The sequence below is a fragment of the Faecalicatena sp. genome, assembly GCF_058819085.1.
This window is the reverse complement of sequence record NZ_JBZUUL010000002.1, coordinates 351,792-376,504: the sequence shown is the minus strand read 5'-3', so window position 1 is coordinate 376,504 and position 24,713 is coordinate 351,792. Positions and strand designations below refer to the sequence as shown.

23 protein-coding genes are annotated in these 24,713 nt (G+C 46.7%); 20 read left to right on the top strand and 3 right to left on the bottom strand.

Annotated elements, in window-relative coordinates; all coding sequences use genetic code 11:
• The 5 genes from AC4OGX_RS01765 to AC4OGX_RS01745 all read left to right on the top strand — a co-directional run.
• On the top strand, positions 1-500 hold a 500-nt coding region (locus AC4OGX_RS01765; RefSeq protein WP_493328085.1), incomplete at its 5' end, for a glycogen/starch/alpha-glucan phosphorylase.
• Positions 501-514: 14 nt separating this feature from the next.
• Positions 515-1,981 carry a 4-alpha-glucanotransferase gene (gene malQ / locus AC4OGX_RS01760; protein ID WP_493328084.1) on the top strand — a complete coding sequence of 489 codons (1,467 nt, stop codon included), beginning with the start codon at positions 515-517 and terminating at the stop codon, positions 1,979-1,981.
• 206 nt (positions 1,982-2,187) lie between these two features.
• Complete coding sequence (locus AC4OGX_RS01755) at positions 2,188-3,966, top strand: alpha amylase N-terminal ig-like domain-containing protein (protein WP_493328083.1); 1,779 nt, start codon at positions 2,188-2,190, stop codon at positions 3,964-3,966.
• Positions 3,967-4,014: 48 nt separating this feature from the next.
• Positions 4,015-4,635: a sugar O-acetyltransferase gene (locus AC4OGX_RS01750; RefSeq protein ID WP_493328081.1), complete on the top strand. Its 621-nt coding sequence runs from the start codon at positions 4,015-4,017 to the stop codon at positions 4,633-4,635.
• 152 nt (positions 4,636-4,787) lie between these two features.
• The gene (locus AC4OGX_RS01745) at positions 4,788-6,818 is read left to right on the top strand and encodes a beta-galactosidase (RefSeq protein ID WP_493328080.1); all 2,031 of its coding nucleotides are present in this window, start codon (positions 4,788-4,790) and stop codon (positions 6,816-6,818) included.
• Between the two features lie 133 nt (positions 6,819-6,951).
• Here AC4OGX_RS01745 and AC4OGX_RS01740 read toward each other — a convergent pair whose 3' ends face one another.
• Positions 6,952-7,995: an Rpn family recombination-promoting nuclease/putative transposase gene (locus tag AC4OGX_RS01740; protein WP_493328079.1), complete on the bottom strand. Its 1,044-nt coding sequence runs from the start codon at positions 7,993-7,995 to the stop codon at positions 6,952-6,954.
• A gap of 306 nt (positions 7,996-8,301) precedes the next feature.
• Here AC4OGX_RS01740 and AC4OGX_RS01735 point away from each other — a divergent pair, with 306 nt between their 5' ends.
• From AC4OGX_RS01735 to AC4OGX_RS01665, 15 genes are all read left to right on the top strand, one after another.
• Positions 8,302-8,514: a FeoA family protein gene (locus tag AC4OGX_RS01735; protein ID WP_493328078.1), complete on the top strand. Its 213-nt coding sequence runs from the start codon at positions 8,302-8,304 to the stop codon at positions 8,512-8,514.
• An 83-nt stretch (positions 8,515-8,597) separates the two neighbouring features.
• Positions 8,598-8,825, top strand: coding sequence for a FeoA family protein (locus AC4OGX_RS01730; RefSeq protein ID WP_493328103.1), 228 nt, complete (start codon positions 8,598-8,600; stop codon positions 8,823-8,825).
• Positions 8,826-8,919: 94 nt separating this feature from the next.
• A complete protein-coding gene (gene feoB, locus AC4OGX_RS01725) occupies positions 8,920-11,103 on the top strand; it encodes a ferrous iron transport protein B (protein ID WP_493328077.1) in 2,184 nt (727 codons plus the stop codon).
• Positions 11,104-11,155: 52 nt separating this feature from the next.
• Positions 11,156-11,302, top strand: a complete 147-nt coding sequence (locus AC4OGX_RS01720) for a FeoB-associated Cys-rich membrane protein (RefSeq protein WP_493328076.1) — start codon at positions 11,156-11,158, stop codon at positions 11,300-11,302.
• Positions 11,303-11,539: 237 nt separating this feature from the next.
• Positions 11,540-11,941: a YbaN family protein gene (locus AC4OGX_RS01715; protein ID WP_493328075.1), complete on the top strand. Its 402-nt coding sequence runs from the start codon at positions 11,540-11,542 to the stop codon at positions 11,939-11,941.
• A gap of 58 nt (positions 11,942-11,999) precedes the next feature.
• Entirely contained in the window at positions 12,000-12,200 is a 201-nt protein-coding gene (locus tag AC4OGX_RS01710; RefSeq protein ID WP_493328073.1) for a hypothetical protein, read from the top strand.
• Positions 12,190-13,923 carry an ABC transporter ATP-binding protein/permease gene (locus tag AC4OGX_RS01705; protein WP_493328071.1) on the top strand — a complete coding sequence of 578 codons (1,734 nt, stop codon included), beginning with the start codon at positions 12,190-12,192 and terminating at the stop codon, positions 13,921-13,923. The genes AC4OGX_RS01710 and AC4OGX_RS01705 overlap by 11 nt, the downstream gene beginning before the upstream one ends.
• Positions 13,923-15,584: an amino acid ABC transporter ATP-binding/permease protein gene (locus tag AC4OGX_RS01700; RefSeq protein WP_493328069.1), complete on the top strand. Its 1,662-nt coding sequence runs from the start codon at positions 13,923-13,925 to the stop codon at positions 15,582-15,584. The genes AC4OGX_RS01705 and AC4OGX_RS01700 overlap by 1 nt, the downstream gene beginning before the upstream one ends.
• Before the next feature lie 125 nt (positions 15,585-15,709).
• Positions 15,710-16,639, top strand: coding sequence for an SIR2 family NAD-dependent protein deacylase (locus AC4OGX_RS01695; protein ID WP_493328102.1), 930 nt, complete (start codon positions 15,710-15,712; stop codon positions 16,637-16,639).
• A gap of 21 nt (positions 16,640-16,660) precedes the next feature.
• Positions 16,661-17,440 carry a protein-ADP-ribose hydrolase gene (locus AC4OGX_RS01690; protein WP_493328067.1) on the top strand — a complete coding sequence of 260 codons (780 nt, stop codon included), beginning with the start codon at positions 16,661-16,663 and terminating at the stop codon, positions 17,438-17,440.
• A 317-nt stretch (positions 17,441-17,757) separates the two neighbouring features.
• Entirely contained in the window at positions 17,758-18,480 is a 723-nt protein-coding gene (locus AC4OGX_RS01685) for a phosphatase PAP2 family protein (RefSeq protein ID WP_493328065.1), read from the top strand.
• On the top strand, positions 18,470-19,555 hold the full coding sequence (locus AC4OGX_RS01680; RefSeq protein ID WP_493328063.1) for a lysylphosphatidylglycerol synthase transmembrane domain-containing protein: 1,086 nt from the start codon (positions 18,470-18,472) through the stop codon (positions 19,553-19,555). Before AC4OGX_RS01685 ends, AC4OGX_RS01680 begins: the two co-directional genes overlap by 11 nt.
• A gap of 36 nt (positions 19,556-19,591) precedes the next feature.
• On the top strand, positions 19,592-20,269 hold the full coding sequence (locus AC4OGX_RS01675) for a CDP-alcohol phosphatidyltransferase family protein (protein ID WP_493328061.1): 678 nt from the start codon (positions 19,592-19,594) through the stop codon (positions 20,267-20,269).
• 145 nt (positions 20,270-20,414) lie between these two features.
• Entirely contained in the window at positions 20,415-21,314 is a 900-nt protein-coding gene (locus AC4OGX_RS01670; RefSeq protein WP_493328101.1) for a phosphatidylserine decarboxylase, read from the top strand.
• A gap of 188 nt (positions 21,315-21,502) precedes the next feature.
• Positions 21,503-22,444, top strand: coding sequence for an ROK family glucokinase (locus AC4OGX_RS01665; RefSeq protein ID WP_493328060.1), 942 nt, complete (start codon positions 21,503-21,505; stop codon positions 22,442-22,444).
• A 36-nt stretch (positions 22,445-22,480) separates the two neighbouring features.
• Here AC4OGX_RS01665 and AC4OGX_RS01660 read toward each other — a convergent pair whose 3' ends face one another.
• Both AC4OGX_RS01660 and AC4OGX_RS01655 read right to left on the bottom strand, forming a co-directional pair.
• On the bottom strand, positions 22,481-23,167 hold the full coding sequence (locus AC4OGX_RS01660; RefSeq protein WP_493328059.1) for a DUF975 family protein: 687 nt from the start codon (positions 23,165-23,167) through the stop codon (positions 22,481-22,483).
• Positions 23,168-23,228: 61 nt separating this feature from the next.
• Entirely contained in the window at positions 23,229-24,647 is a 1,419-nt protein-coding gene (locus AC4OGX_RS01655; protein WP_493328058.1) for a YfcC family protein, read from the bottom strand.
• Positions 24,648-24,713: the final 66 nt, after the last annotated feature.

The window sequence follows — 24,713 nt, the reverse complement described above, 5'->3', positions numbered from 1 at the left end:
GGCAGATCTCTCTGGCATCCAAGGAAGCATCCGGAACCGGAAACATGAAGTTTATGTTAAACGGTGCGGTGACATTAGGAACTGAGGATGGTGCGAATGTGGAGATCCATCAGCTGGTAGGAGACGAGAATATTTATATTTTCGGTGAGAAGTCTGAAAATGTCATCAAGCTGTATGAAACAAGCGGCTACTGCTCCGCTGATATCTATGATAACGATCCGATGGTGGAAGAGCTGGTTGACTTCATCATCAGCAAGGATCTGATCCGCATCGGTGATCCGGTGAACCTGGGACGTCTGTACAAAGAGCTGGTGAGCAAGGACTGGTTCATGACGCTTTTGGATGTGAAAGATTACATCAGAACAAAAGAGCAGATGCTTGAGGATTATGAGGATGAGACCGCATGGGCGAAGAAGATGCTTGTGAATATCGCAAAGGCTGGATTCTTCTCATCCGACAGGACCATCGCGGAATATAACAGAGACATCTGGCACCTATAAAAGGAGACACGAACATGAAAAAAGCAGGGATTTTGATGCCGGTATCTTCCCTTCCGTCCCGGACGGGAGTGGGGGAACTGGGAAAAGATACATACCGCTTTATTGAATTATTAAGAGAAAATGGCGTGAAGATCTGGCAGATCCTGCCGCTGAATCCGGTCGGATACGGGAACTCCCCGTATCAGCCGTATTCTTCCTGCGCGGGAGACGAGCTGTACATCAGTCTGGATGCGCTATGCGACGAAGGGCTTTTAGAGGAACTGCCGCCGTCTTTTCACGAGCAGGAGAAAACAGTAGATTACGATGCTGTCCGTGCATTTAAGGAGCCATATTTAAGAAAGGCTTTCCAGAATTTCAGTCAGAAGGAATGGCTCCAGGAAGAGGAGTATCAGGAATTTGCGTCCCAGGACTGGGTGTATGAATATGGTGTGTTCCGGGCACTGAAAGCGGCAAACGGCGGAGTCTGCTGGAATGAGTGGAAACAAGAGGATAAGGACTGGCCGGAAAAACGGACGGAGCTGTTGTCTGAGATCGAGCTGGAGGCACAGTACCAGATGTTCCTGCAGTATTTGTTCTACCGCCAGTGGATGCAGGTAAAGAGTGCGGCCAATGAAAGCGGGATCGAGATCATGGGAGATGTGCCGTTCTATGTGGGCGTGGACTCCGTGGACGTGTGGGCCGGGAAGGAGAACTTCCTTCTGGATACAGATGGAAGGCCGGTCTTTATCGCAGGAGTTCCGCCGGATTATTTCAGCGCTACGGGGCAGAGATGGGGCAACCCGATCTATGACTGGGACTATATGAAGGAAAACGACTATCAGTTCTGGGTAGACCGGATCGGTTACAGCAGCCGTCTGTTTGATATCATCAGAATCGACCATTTCCGGGCATTTGACACCTTCTGGAAGATTCCGGCATCCTGTCCGACCGCGGTCGAGGGCGACTGGATCGAGGCGCCCGGATATGAGGTGATCAACACCCTGAAAGCCCGGATCGAAGGCTTGAATCTGGTGGCTGAGGACCTGGGGGATTTACGGCCGGAAGTACTGGAACTCAAAGACCATTATAAGCTGAAAGGAATGAAGGTTCTCGTATTTTCCATTGAGACAGGCGGAAAATACGCCTATGACAGTTTCCAGGATGTAGAGAATATGATCATCTATACAGGCACCCATGACAACGATACGCTGATGGAATGGTACCAGAACCTGACGACTGCTGCAAAGAGGAAGGTCCGTCAGTTCCTGAAACGAGAAGGATACAAGCAGGGAGGCGTCCATGACAGACTGATCGCCTATGCACTGGACTGTAAGGCAGAGTTCGCCATCCTCCCAATGGCCGATATCATCGGACTGGGAAAAGAAGGCCATATGAATACGCCGGGAACCGTTGGTTCTCCGAACTGGGAGTGGAGGATGCCTGATTTTGAAAGGGCAGAGAGACAGCTGAAACATTTCCGGAAACTGATAGTAAACCGTTAGGCGGATGCATAAGGCCGGGATTTTGTATGTAAGATACACAGCCAGAGCAGTATCTGGCGCTACTTAGCATTAACGGATATAAAAGAAAAGGGCATGAATATCTGAGGGAAGAGCCATGCCCTTTTTCGATACCCAAAAATCGGAAAAAATGCCGGGATCAGCCTATAAAACCTGATCCGCGGCTGAAAATAGAATGGGAGGCAGGCATGGAATTTACAGCAGTTTATCACAAGACATCGGAGCAGATGAGCTATGCACTCAATGAAAGGGAGCTGGTTATAAACTTAAAGACCGGATACGACGTGAAGCAGGTTTTTATCCATTATGGAGATCCGTATGATGCCGGGATATTAGGCGGCTGCGAGGTCTGGCGTGGAAAGCGGGAGGAAATCTGTTATAAGAAACGGCTGCGCCGTCAGCTTTGGTGGACTACCACACTGACTCCGCCTTATAAGCGGTGCAAGTATTATTTTGAACTTCATACGGACCAGGAAGTATGGTACTATTTAGAGGATGGATTTCTTACACAAGAGCAGTTGAATATGGAAGGCAGGATGCTGCAGTGTTTTACTGTGCCCTGGATGAACCCGGCGGATGTGAACCGGACGCCGGACTGGGTGAATGAGACGATCTGGTATCAGATTTTCCCGGACCGCTTCTGTAACGGAGCGCCTGAAAAAAACACGCCGGATATCAGGCCGTGGCAGACGGGGCCTGTAAAAAATGAGGAGCGGTACGGCGGCAGTCTGGAGGGGATCCGTCAGAAGCTTCCCTATCTAAAGGACCTGGGGATCACGGGAATCTACCTCAATCCGATCATGGAGGCAAAGTCCAGCCATAAATATGATACCAGGGATTATACGAGGATCGATCCGCATTTCGGAGACGAGGCAGACTTTGTACGGCTGGTAAAAGAGGCCCATGAAGCGGGAATCAGGGTGATGGTGGATGCCGTATTTAACCATTGCGGCAGAGAATTTGCTCCGTGGCAGGATGTGCTTGAGAAGGGGAAGGATTCTCCTTATGCCGGCTGGTTTATGGTTCAGGACTGGTCCCGGCTTCAAAAGAGGGCGGATACGAGGGACGGCAGGTTCTATTCCTTCGCATTCGCGGATGGGATGCCGAAGCTCAATACAAACAACGAAGAGGTGGTTTCTTATTTCTGTAACGTCTGTGAGGACTGGATCCGTGATTATGATATAGACGGAATCCGTTTTGATGTGGGAAATGAGGTCTCACACCGATTCTTAAAAAGAATCAGGGAACACTTAAAAGGGATCAAACCGGATATTTACCTCCTGGGAGAAATCTGGCATGATGCCGGACCGTGGCTTGGCGGTGATGAGTACGATTCCGTAATGAATTATCCGATGATGAGCGGGATCCATGATTTTTTCATGGATGACAGCCTTAGCAGGCTGGACTTTGAATATATGATCAACCGCTGTTACACGATGTATATGCAGCAGAATAATAATGTCATGTTTAACCTTTTGGATTCCCACGATACGGAGCGGTTGATGAACCGTTACCATGATTTAGACATCTTTTACCAGCAGCTGGCAGTGTTGTTTACCATGCCCGGAAGCCCTTGTATTTACTATGGTACAGAAATTGCGATGGAGGGCGGGTTCGACCCGGACTGCCGCAGATGTATGCCCTGGGAGGAGATCAGCTCGGATGAGAACCAGAGACGTATCAAAGCGGTGCAGTGTCTGATCCGGATGAGAAAACAGGAGGATGCCTGCAGGAGCCTTTACTTTCATTTCCCGGATGAGTATCCGCAGAAGCGGTGTGTGGAATACATCAAACTGGATGACACAGGGCATGAGATTGAAGTCCTTCTGAACTGCTCGAAGGAAGAGATCAGGGTAAAAGCCGGGGGAGAAATCCTGTTTAGCAGAAACGTATCCGATGGTGTCCTGGGGGCAAATGGGACGCTGATACGCAGGAAACAGCAGCATAAAACAGTATCATTAAAGTAACGAAGCGGATCTATCAATATTTGTTTTGCTTAGTGAGGAGAAGAAAAGATGGACAATATTACACGAAGAGATGCCGGCATGGCATACATCTCTGATGATGCCGTGATGGAAGAACAAAAAGAATGCAGAAAGATTTTGCAGAAGCTGAATTTTATGGATCGTTCGGATTTCGATGAGATTGGCAGGACGGTAAAGGAATTGCTGGGAGAATCAGAAGGGGCATTTATCAACCCGCCGTTCTACTGTGATTATGGTTCCCATATTAAGGTGGGGAAGAATTTCTATGCAAATTATAACTGCTCGATCATCGATGTCGCACCGGTAACGATAGGCGATAACTGCCTGCTGGCTCCCAATGTGGCGATTTACACCGCGGGGCATCCGATTCATCCGGTCTCCAGAAATTCCATGTATGAGTATGGAATCGAGGTCACCATCGGGGATAATGTATGGATCGGAGGCAATACCGTGATCCTGCCCGGAGTGCATATCGGAAGCAATACGGTGATCGGTGCGGGCAGTGTTGTGACGAAGGATATCCCGGACTGGTGTGTGGCAGCAGGAAATCCATGCAGGGTCGTGAAGAAGATCACGGAAGCGGATAAGAAATATTACTATAAAGACCGCGAGTTTGATGAGGAGGCCTGGGAGCAGATCAGGAGCCTTTAGGCGTACGGTGATCTTTTCCGGCAATGGTACTATGCGAACAAATTTACAAAAAGCAGAACAAAAATTACTATCTGAGTATACATTGCTATGATAAGCTGGTAGTATTAGATGATATGTAAATTTTAAATTTAGGAATCGGGAGTGAGAGAAAAATGGAACAGATTAGATATCATAAACTTCTGCATGGCGGAGACTACAACCCTGATCAGTGGCTGGATTATCCAAAGGTGCTTGAAAATGACATAAAGTACATGAAAGAAGCTGGTGTGAACTGCGTCAGCCTGGGGATCTTTTCCTGGGCCAGGCTGGAACCAAAAGAAGGGATGTATGACTTTCAGTGGCTGCAGGAAATTATGGACCGTCTGTATTCAAATGGTATCTATACAATTTTGGCTACCCCCTCAGGTGCATTGCCGCACTGGATGACGGATCAGTATGATGAAGTAATGAAGATGTATGGCAGTGGGGTCCGTAGAAAGCATGGCCAGAGACATAACTTTTGTCCCTCTTCTCCCGTATTGAGGGAAAAGATGCATGCAGTGAATGAGGCGCTTGCAAAGCAGTTCGGACATCACGAAGGACTTCTGGCATGGCATATATCCAATGAATATGGCGGTGACCTAAAGGAAGTGGGATGTCACTGCCCATATTGTGAGGCGAATTTTAGAAATTGGCTCAGGGAGAGATATCAGACGCTTGACGAGCTGAATCATGCATGGTGGACCTCGTTCTGGGGCAATATTTATACAGACTGGGAGCAGATCATCACTCCATCTGATAACAGTGAGTTAACGATGCATGGAATGAAACTGGACTACAAGAGATTTGTAAGCGATCAGATGCTGGATTTTGCAAAGGCAGAAATAGCTGCAGTCAAAAAATACAGTGACAGACCATGCCTGTCTAATTTTATGGAGACCTTTAAGGAACTGGATTATTTTAAATGGGCGGGAGAATTCGACATTGTGTCATATGATAATTATCCGAGGTGGCATGTGAATGAGATGAATGAAGCAGCGCTGCAGGCTGCGTTTGCCCATACATTGATCAGAAGCCTTAAGAAGCAGCCGTTTCTCATGATGGAGAGCACCCCTTCTGTGGTGAACTGGTTCCCCAGAAATTCTCTGAAAAGACCGGGTATGCATGCACTGTCATCCTTACAGGCCGTAGCGTATGGAGCTGACAGCGTGCAGTATTTCCAATGGAGAAAGGGCCGCGGAGGTTTTGAAAAGTATCATGGTGCGGTGATCGACCATAAAAACGGAAACAACACCAGAGTGTTCAGGGATGTGGCAGAACTTGGGGATAGACTTAAACGTATTTCAGAAAAAGTTTTAGGCACATGCAATAAGCCAAAAGTTGCATTTGTATTTGACTGGGAAAACTTTTGGGCTGTGGAGGATGCAGCAGCAATCGTATCACCCTTTAAGTATCTGGAAAGAATTTCTGATTATTTTAAAGGGCTGTGTGAGGCAGGCGTAGATGTTGATATGGTAAATATGGATGATACTTTAGAGGGATATGCGCTTGTCATTGCCCCGGCTAACTATATGTACAGGGGGAACTATATCGATACAGTCAAAAGATATGTAGCGGATGGGGGCACATACGTGACTACATACTGGAGCGGAGAAGTTAATGACTCGGATCTCTGCTTCCTTGACGAGCATCCGCTTAGAGAACTGCTCGGAATCAGAACCGAAGAAATCGATGTCCGTCCACTTGATACGGTAAATCATGTACTCTATCAGGATAAAGCATATGAGATCAAAGATCTTTGTGCGATTTGCCATGCAGAAACAGCAGAAGTTCTGGGAGTATATGAAGCAGATTTCTATCAGGGCTATCCGGCACTGACAAAGCATAAATATGGGAAGGGACAGGCATATTTTATAGCTGCTGAAGCAGAGTATGAATTCATCAAAGCTCTGTATCATGAAATCCTACAAGAAAATGGCTTGAATTGTGAACTGACAGACGCGATTGCTAAAAATGTATTTATTACGAGAAGAGTCTCTAAGGATGGGACGAGGAGCTTATGGTTTGTAATGAATTTTAATACCACAGGAGAAGTGATACATACGAACTTCGAATGCGAGGATATTGAAACGGGAGAAGTATTAAGGGATCAAGTGGAACTTGCTGCTTATCAGTGCAGGATATTGGAGAGAAAATATTCATAGTACGATGGAACTAATGATATGATAAACTTATCAGAGTAAAGAAAAAGGAAGCTGATACTTACGAAATAGAGAGTATCAGCTTCCTGAATTTTTTCCAGAAGAGATCTAAAATTTTATCAATTGGGTTGATCTGTTATAAATCAGGAAAACCAAGCTTTCCCTTGAAAATTTCAAGAAGGTCACTATCTGATTTATCAGAATTCTGTTCTATGACCTGATAAATATCCTGAATGGTTTCTACCGTTTCTTCTAAAGCTTCGGCAGTTTCAGCAGGTGATTTCCCTTTATCGTACTTTTTTCTAGCTTGTGTAATCAGTTTGAGCAGTTCTCCTTCTTTAAGTCCTTCTTTAAGCCCCTCTTTAAGTCCTTGCTTAAGTCCTTCTTTCATTCCCTGATTCGTAGCAGTCCTGATCCGGCTGATCTCATCAGTGATCGCCATCTCCCTGCGGAGATACAGGTATCTCTCCATTTCGCTCTGATTGATTTTTTCCATCTCATCTTTTGCCGCTTCCATATAAGGATTTCCTTTGGCTTCCATACAAACCGCCTCCCAGTCCGTTGCTGCTAACATCTTTGCCCAGTGATAAAGTTCCTGCTGCGCATCATCCGGGCATGTACGTTCCAGTTTTCTTAATTCTATCACATGGAAGAGGAATTTACTACTGTATACTTCATTCGTCTTGTCATCCGTCAGCAGGATCCGGTGATGAAATCCCGGACTTTTCATGAAGGAAAAATTCAAAATTCCAACATGAATGCAGGGTTCCATGTCTCCATATGTACTTCCATGAATGAACCCCTCAGTAAACATCCTGCAGTTATAGAATATACTCCGCTCGGACCAGTCTTCCTGGTAACGGTTCTGCAGTTCAATATTGATCTTACTATGATTGTTCAGATGGAGCTTAATGTCGAGAATTCCCTCTTTTTCATCGGCATTTTCTCCGGCTTCATACGGGTCGAGTATCTCGATCTGTACGATCTCATCTTCGGTCAGCCCCATAAGAGCCATCAGAAATCCTTTTGCCACCTTTGGATTTTTAAAGGTCTTGCGAAAAGCGTAATCATTCGTCAGGCAGATGTTCAGCCGCTCACTGCCGGCAGCGAGGCTGCGCAGATATTCCTCCCGTGAGAGGGCGGTCCTGACAGGGTTCCTTTGTTCTTCTTTTTGGATCATAAGCAAATGTCCTCCTTGTTCTGTGTGTTATGAGTTCCTGGATATCCCTTCCCAGAAAAAACAAGAATAGACTGCGATATGATACACGAATTTCCCTATTGTACTCGAATAAGTTTAGGATAACATGGACGAAGGGGAGTGACAAGTAGGTTTGTACTATAAAATCTATTTTTCAATTTCCTTCTGGCTGTAAATGAAAGTGTAATTGAGAAATATTATCAAAAATGCTTGACATTTCCAATTGAGAAATATATAATAACCATGAAATTGAAAATCATTATCAATAAATTGATCGGAGGAATCGTGATGCCATTATCAATGCTTAGAGAAGGGGAACCTAATACTATCCGCAGAATCGGAGGAAAAGAGGAGACAAGAAGATTTTTGGAAAATCTCGGCTTTGTTACAGGAGGGAAAGTAACGGTGGTTTCTGTTAACGGCGGCAACATGATCGTGAATGTGAAGGATTCCAGAGTTGCCATCGGAAGGGATATGGCGAATAAGATCATGGTAGGCTAACCTCATCAGGAAAACGGCTGGGCGGATTTTTGATATCCGCTTTGACTGAGATGGAAAATAGAGTGATTTTGGAGGAAAGAGCGATGGAAACATTAAAAGATATCCCGTGCGGCAAAAAGGTCAAGGTATCGAAGCTGACAGGGGAAGGTCCCGTGAAGAGACGGATCATGGATATGGGAATCACAAAAGGAGTGGAGGTCTTCGTGAGAAAGGTTGCGCCTTTTGGTGATCCTGTAGAAGTTACCGTCAGGGGGTATGAACTCTCCCTTAGAAAAGCGGATGCAGAAATGATACTGGTCGAATCTCTATAGGAGATTCTGTCATGCGTGCCCTGGGGGACTGTGGCAAATACCGCAAATCAAAGTATCATATCAGGAAGTAAAAAGATCAGGAGGAAATGGGAAAATGGCTGTTAAAATTGCACTGGCAGGAAACCCGAACTGTGGGAAAACGACGTTGTTCAATGCACTGACCGGTTCGAATCAGTTTGTAGGAAACTGGCCGGGGGTTACGGTGGAGAAAAAGGAAGGAAAGCTGAAAGGGTATAAGGATGTAGTCATCACAGACCTTCCGGGGATTTATTCACTTTCCCCGTACACATTGGAGGAAGTGGTGGCCAGGAATTATCTGATCCGGGAAAGACCGGATGCGATCCTGAACATCATAGACGGGACGAATCTGGAAAGAAACCTTTATCTGACGACGCAGCTGATCGAGCTGGGAATTCCGGTGATCATGGCTGTCAATATGATGGATGTTGTGGAGAAGAACGGTGATAAGATCCATATTGAAAAGCTGGGCAGGAAACTGGGGTGCGAAGTTGTAGAGATCTCTGCACTGAAAGGAACCGGCGTAGCCGCGGCGGCCAAAAGAGCAGCAGCGGCGGCAGGCAGGAAGCAGGCGGCCAAGCTGGTACATAGATTCGCCCCGGAGGTTGAGGATGTGCTGGAATCCATTGAACAGAAGCTGGGGGATGAGGTCCCTGAGGAACAGAAACGTTTCTTCGCAGTCAAGCTGCTGGAAAAGGATGAAAAAATCAAGGAACAGATGACCCGGGTACCGGATGTGTCGGAGGAGATCCAGGCAATCGAGGCAGAAATGGATGATGATACGGAAAGCATCATTACGAATGAAAGATATGTTTATATTTCTTCTATGATCGACGAGTGTTATACTAAAAAGAGCAAAGGTAAAATGACAACCTCTGATAAGATCGACCGGATCGTGACAAATAGATTTCTGGCACTACCGATTTTCGCTGTGGTGATGTTTATCGTGTATTATGTTTCAGTGACAACCGTTGGGACATGGGCGAAAGACTGGGCGAACGACGGTGTTTTCGGAGAGGGATGGAGCTTTTTTGGAATCCATGTGCCGGGCGTTCCGGTGATCATCGAGTCAGCGCTTAACGCAGTCGGCTGCGCACCGTGGCTTCAGGGACTGATCTTAAACGGAATTGTTGCGGGTGTTGGTGCGGTCCTCGGATTCGTGCCGCAGATGCTGGTATTGTTTATCTTTCTGGCATTTTTGGAAGCGTGCGGCTATATGGCAAGGATCGCCTTTATCATGGACCGTCTTTTCCGTAAATTCGGTCTGTCCGGGAAATCCTTTATTCCCATGCTGATCGGAAGCGGCTGTGGGGTTCCCGGAATCATGGCATCCCGTACGATTGAAAATGACCGCGACCGGAAGATGACCATTATGACGACTACCTTTATCCCGTGCGGCGCCAAGCTTCCGATCATCGGACTGATTGCAGGCGCGCTGTTCGGCGGAGCGTGGTGGGTGGCACCGAGTGCTTATTTTGTCGGGATCGCAGCGATCATCTGCTCCGGGATCATTTTAAAGAAGACAAAAATGTTTGCGGGAGATCCGGCGCCGTTCGTTATGGAACTTCCGGCTTACCACCTTCCGACAGTCAGCAATGTCCTGCGCAGCATGTGGGAGCGCGGCTGGTCTTTCATTAAGAAGGCTGGTACGATCATCCTTCTCTCCACCATTCTTGTGTGGTTCACCTCTTATTTCGGATGGGTGGACGGAACATTCAGAATGTTAGAGGATATGGAACTGAATCACAGCATCCTGGCGGCTGTGGGCAATGGAATTGCATGGATCTTCACACCTCTGGGATGGGGCGACTGGAGATCGGCAGTGGCAGCGATCACTGGTCTGGTTGCCAAGGAAAATGTGGTCGGTACCTTTGGAATTCTGTATGGTTTTGCAGAAGTGGCAGAGGAAGGAAACGAGATCTGGGGGACTCTGGCAGGGAGCATGACGGCTGCTGCGGCTTACTCATTCCTCGTATTCAATCTTCTGTGTGCACCATGCTTTGCCGCAATGGGAGCGATCAAGAGAGAGATGAACAATGCAAAATGGTTCTGGTTTGCGATTGGATACCAGACCCTGCTGGCATACATGGTTTCACTTTGCGTATATCAGATCGGTACCTTTGCAGCAACAGGCGTGTTCGGCGCAGGAACAATCGTGGCAGCGCTGTTAATTGCAGGATTTATTTACCTGCTGGTAAGACCATATAAAGAAAACACGGCCTTGAAGGTCAACTTAAAACATACCGTATCGGTAAAATAGATTCATCACTTTGACACTCCCGGTCAGGGGCATTGTAAAAGGAGGAGGCTTTATGGGAACATTTATTGTAGGAGCAGTCATCGCAGGTATCGTTGCATTTATAGTCAGAGGCATGATCCGTGATAAGAAGAACGGAAAATCCATCCACTGCGGAGGAGACTGCAGCCATTGCGGCGGACACTGCGGACATCACGAGTAAGAAGGATCACCGGTTGATTCCCGGTAAAGCTGCACTCTAAGACAGAAAACATACCCTTTAAGGATGCCTTATAAGGAAAGAAAATCGAAGCGCTTATTGAGAACAGGAGCTTATGTGAACCGAATGGTTTCAGTAACCCCTCAATCCCACTAGGCGCTTTTTGTTTAGCAAAAATTGGAAGAAATGAACAGAGATTCATGACAGATCAACGAGAGAATGGAACATAAAGAGGTGGATATGAAAAAAATAATCAATAGTATGTTTATCGCACTTGGATTTTTATTGATCGGATTAGGGGCTTTTGGAATCGCGCTTCCGGTGCTTCCGGCAACTCCCTTTCTGATACTGGCGGCGGTCTGCTTTGCAAAAGGTTCGAAGCGCTTCCATACTTGGTTTTTAAGTACTGCACTTTATCAAAAATATGTGGAGCCGGCAGTGAATAAAAAGGAAATGGAAAAAGGCGCGAAGAGAAAGACGATTCTTACGTTGTGTCTGATCTTTACGGTCAGCTTTTTACTGGTACCGGTCTGGCAGGCGAGGGCAGCGATTTTACTGGTGGCACTGTTCCACATTTATTACTTTACATTCAAGATCAGAACCACATCATTATCGGGAAGGGAGCCTGCCGCAGATGAGTAGGAAGATCGATATAGATGAGTAGGAAAGTCGATATAGAAGAGAAAAGGAGACAGACATCATGAAAAAATACGGAGAACTTTTATTTTACATCATAACAGCGGTCATGGTGATTTCAGGATTTTGTATCCATCCACTGGGCGGGATCATGGCGGTCAAGATCGTTCATAAAGCATCTGGACTTTTATTCTGCATATTCCTGATCGGACATGCCACACGTTATGGAAGAAGATTCAGGAGGAAAAAAGCACATGTTTCATAAACGATTATTAAAAGAATTTAAAGAAAACCGAAAGTATACGGCAGGTATGGTAGTGACCCAATGGGTGATCCTGCTTGCAAATGTGATTTTGATGCTGAGCGCAGCATCCTTTATCGGCCGGATGCGCACACAGAGCCTGACTGCCTCTGATTTCCAGAAGATCCTGCTTGTCCTAACCGGGGCATTACTCGTCAGAGCAGCGATGAATACCTTAAACAGCAGGTTTTCCTTTCTGGCATCTACGGCAGTAAAAAGGGGACTGCGGGAAAAAGTTTACAGAAAATTGATGGAGCTGGGAAGCCGTTACCGTGAGACTGCTGCGACTTCCGAGGCCGTGCAGGTTAGTACAGAAGGGGTGGATCAGCTGGAGATCTATTTTGGGAAATATATTCCGCAGTTTTTCTACAGCCTGTCAGCTCCGGTGATACTGTTTGTTATTGTCGGCAGCATGAACATGAAAACAGCGGCAGTGCTTCTTCTGTGTGTCCCGCTGATCCCTATTTCGATCGTGGCAGTACAGAAATTTGCCAAAAAGATGCTCCGGAAATACTGGGGGACCTACACCGAATTAGGAGATTCTTTTCTGGAAAATCTGCAGGGACTGACGACCCTGAAAATTTATCAGGCGGACGAACGGTATGCCGTGAAAATGGATGAGGAAGCGGAAAAGTTTCGCAGGATCACGATGCGGGTCCTGATCATGCAGCTGAATTCCATCAGTGTGATGGATCTGGTCGCATATGGCGGCGCGGCAGCAGGAATCCTCATCGGAGTGCTGGAATTCACAAATGGCAGGATCAGCCTGGCAGAGTGCTTTTTTATGATCATGATCTCTGCGGAATTCTTCCTTCCGCTGCGTCTGCTGGGTTCCTTTTTCCATATCGCTATGAATGGAAATGCAGCGGCAGACAAGATCTTCCGCCTCCTGGACGCTCCGGTGCCGGATAAGGGACATGTGACAGAGATCGAAGACAGCTCGCTTAATTTTGAGGGGGTAACCTTTGGATATGACGATGGGAAAACTGTCTTAAAAGATATCAGTTTTCAGGTGGAGGCGGGAAGCTTCACCGCACTGGCAGGAGCCTCCGGATGTGGGAAGAGCACCATTTCTTCTCTGCTGATGCGCGATTATCTGGACTATGAGGGGGACATAAAAATCGGAGGCATTCCGGTTCGAAAGATCAACGAAGATGCTCTGTATCAGAAGATCACCAGAATCCGTCATGACAGTTATCTGTTTCAGGGAACCGTGAGAGAAAACCTGAGGATGGGAAAGAAAGATGCCACGGCAGAAGAAATGTTCTGGGCGCTGAGAAAAGTCAACCTCTATGATACTGTGATGGAAAAAGGAGGGCTGGACATGCAACTGGAGGAACAGGCATCAAACCTGTCCGGCGGACAGAAGCAGCGGCTTGCTCTGGCGCGGGCGATTCTGCATGACAGCGATATTTATATTTTTGATGAGGCCACCTCTAATATCGATGCAGAGAGTGAAAATCAGATCATGGATGTGATCCGCGAACTGGCAGCGGTGAAGAGTGTGATCCTGATCTCCCACAGGCTCGCCAATGTGACGGAGGCAGACCAGATCCTGATGATACAGGATGGAACTGTCGTGGAACGGGGAAGACATGAGGAGCTTTTGAGGAAACGGGGAGCCTATGCCAAGCTTTATATGAGTCAGAAGGAACTAGAAAAATATGCACAGGAGGGAGCGGCGTAATGGAAAGAAATAGAAAAAAAGAGCGGAGTTCCTGGCAGGTTATGGCAGGACTGATCACCATGATAAGGCCTCTTCTGGGCTGGATGTTTCTTGCAGTATTCATGGGATGTCTGGGAAATCTTGCCGCTGCATTCCTGACTATTTTTGGCGGTTATGGAATGCTGAATGCCGCGGGAGCTGGAGTGGAGTTCACGTTTAAAAGTATAGCCATTATTTTAATCATACTGGCTGTATTCAGGGGAATCCTGCGATATGCAGAGCAGTCCTGTAACCATTATATCGCGTTTAAACTTCTGGCAGGGATCCGCCATCAGGTATTTGATGCACTTCGGAAGCTGGCTCCGGCGAAGCTGGATGGCAGTGATAAGGGGAATCTGATTTCCATCATCACAAGTGATATCGAGCTTCTTGAGGTTTTTTATGCACACACGATCTCGCCGGTCGCGATCGCTGTTATCACATCCGTTGTTATGACAGTTTACTTAGGGATGCAGCATCCGCTGGCAGGATTAGTCGGAATGGGAGCTTATGTGATCGTGGGGATATTAATTCCGGTGAGAAACAGCAGAAAGGGGAGAAAAAACGGACAGAAGTACAGGGATTCTTTCGGAAACTTGAATACCTCGGTCCTGGATAATCTCTATGGACTGGACGAAATACTCAATTACCAGCAGAAGGAAAACCGGATGGAGGATATGGCACAGAAAACCAGGCGGATGGAACAGACCAGTGAGAAGTTGAAAAAGGATGAAAATACACAGAGGATCGCTACGGATTCGGTGATTCTTACATCCGGCATCCTGATGCTTGTGGTCTGCGGATATTTGGTACAGACAGGAAGATTGGAATTTTATCAGGGAGTGGCTGCTGTGATCGGAATGATGAGTTCTTTTGGGCCGACCGCGGCACTGTCTGCATTATCAAACAATCTGAATCATACCCTGGCGAGCGGAAACCGGGTGTTGAATCTGCTGGAGGAGAGCCCGGTGGTAACGGACAATCTGGAGGGCGCGAAGCTGCCGGAAGGAGACGCAGCCTGCCAGGATGTCAGCTTCAAGTATGAAGATGCATCCCGGGAGGTCCTGGAAGGTTTTCATGCAACATTTGAGCCTGGAAGGATACACGGGATACTTGGAAAAAGCGGATGCGGCAAATCAACCTTGTTAAAATTGATGATGCGTTTCTACCAGACAGACCAGGGCAGCATCAGCTATGGAGGAACGAATGTGAATGAAATCCAAACAAAATCCCTGCGCAGAGGAATCTCATATGTGACTCAAGAAACATTTTTGTTTCATGACACCATTGAGAACAATATCAAGATAGCAGATGAACATGCAACTCGTGAGGAGGTAATGGAGGCAGCCAAAAAAGCATCCATTCATGAGTTTATCATGTCTCTTCCCCATGGGTATGACAGTAAACTGACCGAACTTGGAGATTGTATTTCCGGGGGCGAGAGACAGCGCATCGGAATTGCAAGGGCATTTCTGCATAACAGCAGGATGATCCTGCTCGATGAACCGACGAGCAATATTGACAGCCTGAACGAAGGGATCATCCTGAACAGTCTGGAAAGAGAAAAGGAGGGGAAGACGATCCTTTTAGTTTCCCACAGGAGGTCAACCATGGGAATCGCGGATCAGGTGGTCTCGATGTAATAGTTTTCATACGGCCGAACTCTCATAGTTACCTGAAGGTGCCTGATTTACGTCTGGTGAAAAAAGGAGTACAATGTGGATAAGTAAAGTATTGGAGGGCAGCTATGAGGAGAAATCGATTTGAAATGGAGTTTTCAGAAACGACTTCCAGGGGAGAGCTCTGTGATGAGAATAGGATCCGTCAATTAAAGGCTAAGCTGCAGAATGCAGATGCGGTACTGATCGGTGCAGGCGCCGGTTTGTCTACGTCTGCCGGCTTTGTCTATACCGGCCCGCGATTTCAGGAGAATTTTCAGGATTTTATTGAAAAGTACCATTTTCAGGATATGTATTCAGGCGGCTTCTATCCTTTTGCCACGCCGGAGGAGCACTGGGCATACTGGAGCCGCTATATCTATATCAACCGGTATCAGGAGGCACCGAAGCCGGTATACGCAGATCTATACGAACTGATAAAAGAGAAGGACTATTTTGTGATCACGACAAATGTGGATCACTGCTTTCAAAAGGCCGGATTTGAGAAAGAGAGGCTCTTTTATACCCAGGGTGACTTTGGGCTATGGCAGTGTTCCAAGCCTTGTCATGCACAGACTTATGATAATGAAGAGAGTATCCTGCGGATGGTGAAAGAACAGCGAAAGATGCGGGTGCCATCGGAGCTTGTACCGTATTGTCCGCGTTGTCATGCCCCGATGAGCATGAATCTGAGGGCGGATCATACCTTTGTGGAGGACGAGGGATGGCACCGGGCCTGTCAAAGATATGAGAGTTATCTTGAGCAGCATAAAGATGCCCATGTACTTTTGCTGGAATTGGGGTGTGGGATGAACACGCCGGGGATCATTAAGATTCCATTCTGGAAATTGACCCGGAAGTATGAGAATTTCCGTTATGTGTGCATCAATCAGGGAGAGGCATGGGCCCCGGAAGAAATCAGACCGCGGGCGCTGTGTATCAATATGGATATTGCAGAGGTATTGAGTGAGATTTTGACGCAAGTGGATCCAGGGAGCAGTCTGCATTGTGAAGGAAACAGAGCAGATGAATTATTGTAGTTGAAAAAGGAGGAATATCCCATGACACATGATGAGCAGCGAGAGTATCTCATAGAAGCGCTTTTAAAGGAAGAGACTCAGTATGCAGACATAAAGATCCCGGCAGACACAGACCAGCAGAAGAACCTCTTAAGAAGTCTGATGAATGTCCGTCCGCCCAGGCCGGTCAGTGAAGAGTTTTTGAAGATCCAGGATGAATATCTGAGTGAGGAAGTCAGACGAAAGGGCATGGTAGATGTAAAAACGCTGGAGCCAGTTCACCGCGACAGAAGGATGTTTTTGTGGAAGGGGGATATAACGACTTTGAAAGCAGATGCTATCGTCAATGCGGCTAACAGTGCATTATTGGGATGTTTTCATCCATGTCATTCCTGCATCGACAATATCATCCACAGCCTGAGCGGTATCCAGCTTCGGCTTACCTGTGCTGAGCTGATGAAAAGGCAGGGGCATGAAGAGCCGACGGGAACGGCCAAGATCACACCTGCTTTTAATCTTCCATGCACCTATGTGCTGCATACTGTGGGACCGATCGTATGGGGAGAGCTGACTAAGACACACATAAGGCAGCTGGCAGATTGTTACCGGTCTTGTCTTAAGCTTGTGACAGAATATGGGTTAAAAAGTGTGGCCTTCTGCTGTATTTCTACGGGGGAATTTCATTTTCCGCAGGAGAAGGCAGCAGAGATCGCAATCCAGACGGTGACAGAATATTTAAAGGAGGATACACAAATTGAAAGAGTGATCTTCAATGTATTCAAACAGGAGTATTATGAAATTTATAAGAGGCGGCTGTCATGATTTCCTTAAAAAGCAGTATTATAATATGATCCCGCTCCTGCTTCATAAATATGTTTTAAATCACAGCGCTCACCATTTTGGCGGGCGCTTTTTACATGGTTGAAAAACTTTCAAAACAAAACCTGAAAGAATTTGGAAGAATTATTATAAATTACTTAAGAAATGAATTTTGGCAGTACAACAGAAAAAAAGTCTGCTATAATATCCAATAAGATGTGATTTAAGAAGTATTTCATCTATTTATCAGGACTGCCTTTTAGGAAGCTATGCATGAGCGGATTCTGTGATTTAAGATAAAATAAGAGGAGTTGTACATCATGAAAAATAAATTCAGGACGAATAAAGCAGTCATTCCGGATTATGCAGTATTTCCGCTGTTATCCTGTGTGACTCTGAATTTCCTGGTCTATATGGGAACAGATTTGGTGGCAAAAGGGTGGAAGCATTATGACCTTACCCTTCCAATAGACAGGGCAGTGCCTCTGGTTCCGGCATTTGCATCCGTATATCTGGGATGTTACATATTCTGGATCGTGAATTATATATTAATTGCGCGGCAGGGAGAAGAACACTGCATCCGGTTTGCAACAGCGGATATGATGTCCAGGCTGATCTGTGGAGCATTCTACCTGTTGATGCCGACGACCAATATAAGGCCTGCGGTCACAGGCTCCGGTCTCTGGGAGACGACGCTTTTGTTTATATACAGCATTGATTCCCCCACAAGGCTGTTTCCATCTATCCACTGCCTTGTGAGCTGGTTTTGTTACATCGGTATTCGGAAGCAGAAGAATGTGCCGAAGGCATACCGCATTTTTTCCTGTTTCTTTGCCCTGCTGGTCTGTGTCTCCACTCAGCTGACAAAGCAGCATTATATCGTAGATGTGATCGGAGCCATTCTGGCTGCGGAAGGTACATACTGGCTGGCATTCCATACACAGCTATATCAATATCCGAAGAAGCTGTTTGACTGGCTCTATCGGAAATGCTTTCGCAGGAAATTAAGTCCTGTGGGAAAGAGAGTGAATTGTGGCGAGTAAAAAGAAAAAAATAATCAATACAATATTTCTGGTGGTCGTATTTGCACTGACGATCTACAGTGTATTTAAAGGAGAAGACCTGCATGCAGTACTGCATGCGATCATGAAGGTGAATCCTCTTTACTTGTTCCCGGCGGTGGCAGGTGTTGTGATCTTCATATGGGGAGAATCGATCATTATCCACTATATGCTTGGCACGTTGAAGATACATACGAAGAAGAGGACCTGTTTCCAATATTCCTGCGTAGGATTCTTTTTCAGTGCGATCACACCCTCTGCCAGCGGCGGGCAGCCGATGCAGATTTATTATATGAGAAAAAATAAAATTCCCGTTCCGGTCTCGACATTAGTGCTGATGATTGTTACAATAACATATAAATCAGTCCTTGTTGTGATTGGCCTGTTTGTTGCATTTTTCCAGAGAGGCTTTGTACATAAATATCTGGAGGGAATCCTTCCGGTGTTCTATCTGGGGGTGGCTCTGAATGTGGGCTGCTGTATCGCAATGACCATACTGGCCTTCCACCCGGCTCTTGCAAAAATGATCATGATGAGCTGCCTGGGGATTCTGGAACGGCTCAGGATCATGAAGCACAAGCCGGAACGTACGGAGAAGCTTGCGGCTTCCATGGATCAGTACAATGCGACGGCGGCATATTTAAGAAGCCATATAAAGGTGATCATCAATGTGCTGGCGATCACGTTTTTCCAGCGTTTTGCACTGTTTTTTGTGACTTGGTTCGTATACCGGGCATTCGGCCTAAAAGGAGCGCATATATATGATATTGTAATGCTGCAGGCTGTCGTATCAGTCTCTGTGGATATGCTCCCGCTTCCGGGCGGTATGGGGATCAGTGAGAACCTGTTCCTGGTCATCTTCAAGAGCATCTTTACAGCAGGGCTCTTACTGCCGGGAATGGTTCTGAGCAGAGGGATCGCCTATTATGTTCAGCTGCTTTTTAGCGCGGGGATGACCTTGTTCACCCATGTTACGATCGGGTTAAGAGAAAGAAAGGATACGTCCTCCTTTCCTGTCTCCAAAGCGAAGATGGGGAAGTCAGGAGTCCTGCCGTAGACAAAGAGAAAATCTAAAGAGAAAAGAGAGAAAGAAATGATTGGATTTTATAATTATACAGTAGTATTGACCTATATCAGTCTGGCGACCTCTGTTTTTGGAATGACACAGGCAGTCCATGGCCGTTTTAAGACTGCCATATTCTGTCTGGCCCTGTCAGGTCTGTTTGATATGTTTGACGGAAAGATCGCAAGAAGAAAAAAAGACCGGACAGAGGATGAAAAAGCGTTTGGTATTCAGATTGATTCCTTGTGCGATGTGGTGTGCTTCGGTGCTTTCCCGGCGCTGATCTGTTATCTGCTGGGTGTCAGGGGGCCGATCGGGATGGCAGTGATCGCTTTATACTGTGTGAATTCTGTTGTGAGGCTCGCATATTTTAATGTGATGGAGGCAAAGAATGCCCTTGTTACCGAAGATGGCGAAAAGTTTTACAGAGGGCTTCCCATCACATCTATGGCAATCGTCCTTCCGCTGGTATTCATGGTGCAGTTTTTTGTATCAGATTGGATATTCCGTGTCTGTCTGCATCTGGCACTGCTGATCGTGGGAATCTTGTTTGTAGTAGATTTTCGCCTGAAAAAGCCGAAAAATGCCACACTTGCGGTTCTGGTAGCGATCGTGGCCACAGCGGTCATTATTATGATCGTCTTTACCCGATACAGGGTAAGCTATCATCCGGGCTGGCCATGGCTGTCATGGGTAAGAAGGCTGTAGTATAGAAAGGCGCTTTACAGCGTTTGAGTAATATGGTAAAAGTGAATAGTAAATACAACTATGAGTGTGCTGCGCGGAGAATGGTCCGGCGGTACACTCTTGTATTATGAAATATGAGAGTAAAGGAAAGAGAGTGAAGGTACAGATGAAGTATATAGACAGAGAAGGGAAAATTACAACAGAGGATTCCGGTCAGGATAAGCTCTTAAAATGGATGTACACCCACAGTGTGGGCAGAGGAATGATCAGGCTATTCGTTCACCCGGCGGTCTCAAAAGCGGGAGGGTGGCTGCTGGAACGAAAGTGGTCACGCTGTCTGATCAGGCCGTTTATCAAAAGGAATCAGATAGACATCAGTGGCTGTGTGAAACAGGAGTTCTATTCCTACAATGATTTTTTTACGAGGCAGATGAAGCCAGAGTGCCGGCTGCCAGAGGGGGATGAGAGAACCCTTATCAGTCCATGTGACGGAAAGCTGAGTGTCTATCCGATCACGCAGGAAAACGGTGAAAGGAGCAGCTTCTGTATTAAAAATACTTCCTATACGGTAGAATCCCTTCTTCGTTCGGAAAAGCTGGCCTCTTACTATGAGGGCGGAACAGCTTGTATCTTTCGGCTGACCGTAGATGATTATCACAGATACTGCTATGTGGATGATGGCTGGAAATCGGCGAACTGTCATATTCCAGGGATCTTTCATACTGTGAATCCGATCGCCAATGATGTGGTACCGATCTACAAAGAGAATACAAGAGAATTTTCACTTTTGGAGAGCAGACATTTTAAGACCATATTAATGATGGAGGTCGGAGCCCTGATGGTTGGCCGGATCACCAATTATCATGAGGAGTGTGAGGTGAAAAAGGGCCAGGAGAAGGGAAGGTTTGAATTTGGCGGCTCCACCGTGATCCTTTTGTTCCAGAAGGGGGCTGTGAAGATCGATGAGCGGCTGATAGAAAATACGGAGAACGGATTCGAGACCATCGTGAGGATGGGAGAGCGGATCGGAGAATGCGGTAAAACTTCCGGGATACAAAATTATTAATTTTCGGGTTCATATATTAATCTGAAGAGAGAAATTAGAGATTCCCGGGCAGAGAGTTGGACAATTTTATATACAAAAACCGGAGATCATATTCAAGTAGAAAAAGCCCTGATATCTCACTTCGTGCTAAGATATCCATGTGATATGAAAATAAAGTAAAAAAGCATGGAGACCAGGAGGAAGATAGAATGAAGAGGTATGCATTTGGCGTAGATATAGGCGGTACAACTGTAAAAATGGGATTATTTGAAACGGACGGAAAGCTGCTTGATATGTGGGAGATCCCCACACGAACGGAGAATGGCGGAAGGTTTATACTCGGAGATATCCAGGAAGCGGTTTATGAAAAGCTAAGTAAAAAAGGAATCTCGCATCTGGATGTGGAAGGGATCGGCATGGGTGTTCCAGGGCCTGTCGGAGCTGATGGGACGGTGTTTAAATGTGTCAATCTCGGCTGGGATATTTTCAATGTAGAGAGAGAGCTTGGTGAATTGACCGGGATGCGTGTGAAAGCCGGAAATGATGCCAATGTCGCAGCTCTTGGTGAAATGTGGCAGGGCGGCGGCAGAGGCTGCAAAAACATGGTAATGGTTACACTTGGTACAGGGGTAGGCGGAGGTGTTATCATCGACGGACATATCCTGCCGGGAGAAAACGGGGCAGCAGGGGAGATCGGACACCTGCCGATGACAGATGATGAGACAGAGTGCTGTGGATGCGGGAAAAAGGGCTGCCTGGAGCAGTATGCTTCGGCTACAGGCATTGTGCGTATGACAAGAAAGTATTTTGAAGCACATGAGGATGCGGAAAGCTCCCTGCAAAGGATCAAAGATTTTACTGCAAAAGATATTTTTGATGCTGCCAAGGCAGGAGATGAAACGGCTGTGAAGATGGTAGACGAGGTGGGACGCATGCTGGGCAAAGGTCTTGCGCTTATCGCCTGTGTTGTGAACCCGGAAACATTCGTGATCGGAGGGGGAGTTGCAAAGGCAGGAGATATCCTGCTCAGTGCGATCCGTAAATATTATACAGAATATGCATTCCATGCAGCAAAAAATACAGACTTTCGCCTGGCCTCCCTGGGGAACGAAGCCGGGATCTATGGCGGGGTAAAACTGATATTAGACTAATAAAACAAGGTGCCGGAGAATTCCGACACCTTGTTTTTAGCCTTTCAGCTGATGATAAAGCTCTGCCACTGCTGCATGGTAATAGGCTCCCGGCAGTGCATAGACTGCTGTCGATACGACCCTTGAGATGGAGGCGGGCAGTAGGAGACTGAACCGGTAGGACAAAAAGAAACACAGGGCGATCCAGCCCAGGAATGTCAACTGCATGATAAAGAGGTTCATTCTTTGACCGGCCGTCATATCCCGGCTGATCTGCATCGCCTGGGCCGGGGACAGCTCAGGTTTTTCGGCCAGGATCCAGGGGGTAAAGAAAGTTCGGTAGTATGCAAGGATCCCCGGCACAGCCAGGATCAGGCAGCCCGCAGCTACGGTAAGATACCTAAGTGCCATTCCCTTTACGATGGAAAGATAAACTCTGCTGCCCTGTGTAAAAAATCTCCACAGCGTAGAAAACTCTGTCCGTCCCTTTCTAAGTTCCAGATAGTATGCATGCTTGCCGGCTGTGAGAGGGAGATATATAAAGAGAAGGCCGGTTAGCAGAATCAGGATCAACAGGATAGAGCCTGCCTGTGTCAGTCTTGTAAAGCTTAGATCCTGTTCGAAGAACAGGGCCGGGATATCAGCGATCAGGCGCAGCAGCAGTACGATCAGATAGGCCTGGGCAAAGTTTTGGTTTAAGCAGGCGAGTCCTTTTTTCTTAATTTCTTTAGAAGTCCATACCATAGTTTTTATGAAAGGTCCCGGCAGATGCCGGGACCTCCTCCTCCATTTTTGAATTCATTGTTTACAGTCCGATTACAGATGCAATGATCGTAAATACTGCACAGATTGCCAGCTGGATCAGGAACATCGGCATTGCAAAACGGATCCATTTCTCATATCCCACATTACCGGCACCGAGGCAGGCATTTGTAGTAGAGCTTGTAGGAATCACTACATTACTGAAGCCTTCACCGCCCTGGAATGCAACGATCGCTGTCTGCATGGTAACACCTGTCAGAGAAGCGATTGCTGCCATGAAAGGCATAACCAGAGTTGCCTGTCCGCTTCCTGACGGTACAAAGAAGTTGATTACAACGTTAGCAATCAGCATTCCCAGTGAGATCAGGGATGACGGAAGCATCTGTAACAGTGAAGATAATCCGGAAACGATGGTGTCCATGATCATACCATTTTCCAGGACGATCAGGATCGCACGGCCAAGTCCGATTGCAAGGGCACCGAATACCATCGTCTTAGCACCTTTGATCCAGGATGTACAGATCTTGTTACCGCCAAGTCCTCCGATGATTCCGGCCAGGATACCCATTCCAAAGAAAGCAGCGGCCATATCAGTGGTACCCCAGGATAATTTGAGGGAGCCGTATACGACACATCCTAAACCACCGAAAAGTACAAGGATCACGAGGATCTGACGTACGGAAAGCTTGGTTGAGAAGCTTTCCTGTGCTTTTTCATGAGCTTCTTTTTCACTTAACTCCAGTTCGTAGCAGTAGCTTAAAGATGGGGTAACCTTTACCTTCTTTGCATAGCGGATGATGTAAGCACATGTGAAGATCAGTGTTACGACCTGCCATACAACACGGAAGCCAAGTCCTGAGAACAGCGGGATTCCGGCGATCCCCTGTGCAACGGCTGTTGTGTAAGGGTTCAGGGCGCCGCAGGAGAATCCGATATAAACACCGCCGAGTACCATGGCGATACCAGTGATTGCGTCATAGCCGCATCGTCTGGCAAGCGCTACGCCAAGTGGGATGAACATGATCACCTGTGGGTCAAATGCCATCGTAGCACCCAGGATCGAGAAAATGGTGGTGATCGCAATGATCATCAGTGTCTCTTTTCCGTTCAGCCGATGCGCGATCTTGTTGATCCCTACATTTAAGGCATTTGTTTCATCAAAGATACCAAAGGTTCCTCCGCAGACAAATACGAAGAAAATCAATGCAGCCTGAGCTTCGAGCCCGGATGGGACTGCTTTCAGGAAGTCCATTAAGGAAATCGGATTGGACTCGACCTGATGGAAGGAATCTGCCACTACGATCATACGTCCGGCTTCATTTTCAACACGGTCGTAAGCGCCGGCAGGCAGGATATAGGTCAGTATCGCACATAGAATCAAGATCATGAAGATGATAAAGTAAGTGTGCGGGACTGCGATATCCCATTTTTTCTTCTGTTGTTTCTCATTCTTTTCGTTCATTTTCCTTTACTCCTTTAGTAAATTTCTACCTGTCCTATTTTCGAAAGACTAGGTTATTCGTATAAG

Excerpts from the sequence above, each read along its gene's own strand:
- malQ (WP_493328084.1), top strand. The coding sequence starts at position 515 with ATGAAAAAAGCAGGGATTTTGATGCCGGTATCTTCCCTTCCGTCCCGG.
- AC4OGX_RS01755 (WP_493328083.1), top strand. The coding sequence starts at position 2,188 with ATGGAATTTACAGCAGTTTATCACAAGACATCGGAGCAGATGAGCTAT.
- AC4OGX_RS01750 (WP_493328081.1), top strand. The coding sequence starts at position 4,015 with ATGGACAATATTACACGAAGAGATGCCGGCATGGCATACATCTCTGAT.
- AC4OGX_RS01745 (WP_493328080.1), top strand. The coding sequence starts at position 4,788 with ATGGAACAGATTAGATATCATAAACTTCTGCATGGCGGAGACTACAAC.
- AC4OGX_RS01740 (WP_493328079.1), bottom strand. The coding sequence starts at position 7,995 with ATGATCCAAAAAGAAGAACAAAGGAACCCTGTCAGGACCGCCCTCTCA.
- AC4OGX_RS01735 (WP_493328078.1), top strand. The coding sequence starts at position 8,302 with ATGCCATTATCAATGCTTAGAGAAGGGGAACCTAATACTATCCGCAGA.
- AC4OGX_RS01730 (WP_493328103.1), top strand. The coding sequence starts at position 8,598 with ATGGAAACATTAAAAGATATCCCGTGCGGCAAAAAGGTCAAGGTATCG.
- feoB (WP_493328077.1), top strand. The coding sequence starts at position 8,920 with ATGGCTGTTAAAATTGCACTGGCAGGAAACCCGAACTGTGGGAAAACG.
- AC4OGX_RS01720 (WP_493328076.1), top strand. The coding sequence starts at position 11,156 with ATGGGAACATTTATTGTAGGAGCAGTCATCGCAGGTATCGTTGCATTT.
- AC4OGX_RS01715 (WP_493328075.1), top strand. The coding sequence starts at position 11,540 with ATGAAAAAAATAATCAATAGTATGTTTATCGCACTTGGATTTTTATTG.
- AC4OGX_RS01710 (WP_493328073.1), top strand. The coding sequence starts at position 12,000 with ATGAAAAAATACGGAGAACTTTTATTTTACATCATAACAGCGGTCATG.
- AC4OGX_RS01705 (WP_493328071.1), top strand. The coding sequence starts at position 12,190 with ATGTTTCATAAACGATTATTAAAAGAATTTAAAGAAAACCGAAAGTAT.
- AC4OGX_RS01700 (WP_493328069.1), top strand. The coding sequence starts at position 13,923 with ATGGAAAGAAATAGAAAAAAAGAGCGGAGTTCCTGGCAGGTTATGGCA.
- AC4OGX_RS01695 (WP_493328102.1), top strand. The coding sequence starts at position 15,710 with ATGGAGTTTTCAGAAACGACTTCCAGGGGAGAGCTCTGTGATGAGAAT.
- AC4OGX_RS01690 (WP_493328067.1), top strand. The coding sequence starts at position 16,661 with ATGACACATGATGAGCAGCGAGAGTATCTCATAGAAGCGCTTTTAAAG.
- AC4OGX_RS01685 (WP_493328065.1), top strand. The coding sequence starts at position 17,758 with ATGAAAAATAAATTCAGGACGAATAAAGCAGTCATTCCGGATTATGCA.
- AC4OGX_RS01675 (WP_493328061.1), top strand. The coding sequence starts at position 19,592 with ATGATTGGATTTTATAATTATACAGTAGTATTGACCTATATCAGTCTG.
- AC4OGX_RS01670 (WP_493328101.1), top strand. The coding sequence starts at position 20,415 with ATGAAGTATATAGACAGAGAAGGGAAAATTACAACAGAGGATTCCGGT.
- AC4OGX_RS01665 (WP_493328060.1), top strand. The coding sequence starts at position 21,503 with ATGAAGAGGTATGCATTTGGCGTAGATATAGGCGGTACAACTGTAAAA.
- AC4OGX_RS01660 (WP_493328059.1), bottom strand. The coding sequence starts at position 23,167 with ATGGTATGGACTTCTAAAGAAATTAAGAAAAAAGGACTCGCCTGCTTA.
- AC4OGX_RS01655 (WP_493328058.1), bottom strand. The coding sequence starts at position 24,647 with ATGAACGAAAAGAATGAGAAACAACAGAAGAAAAAATGGGATATCGCA.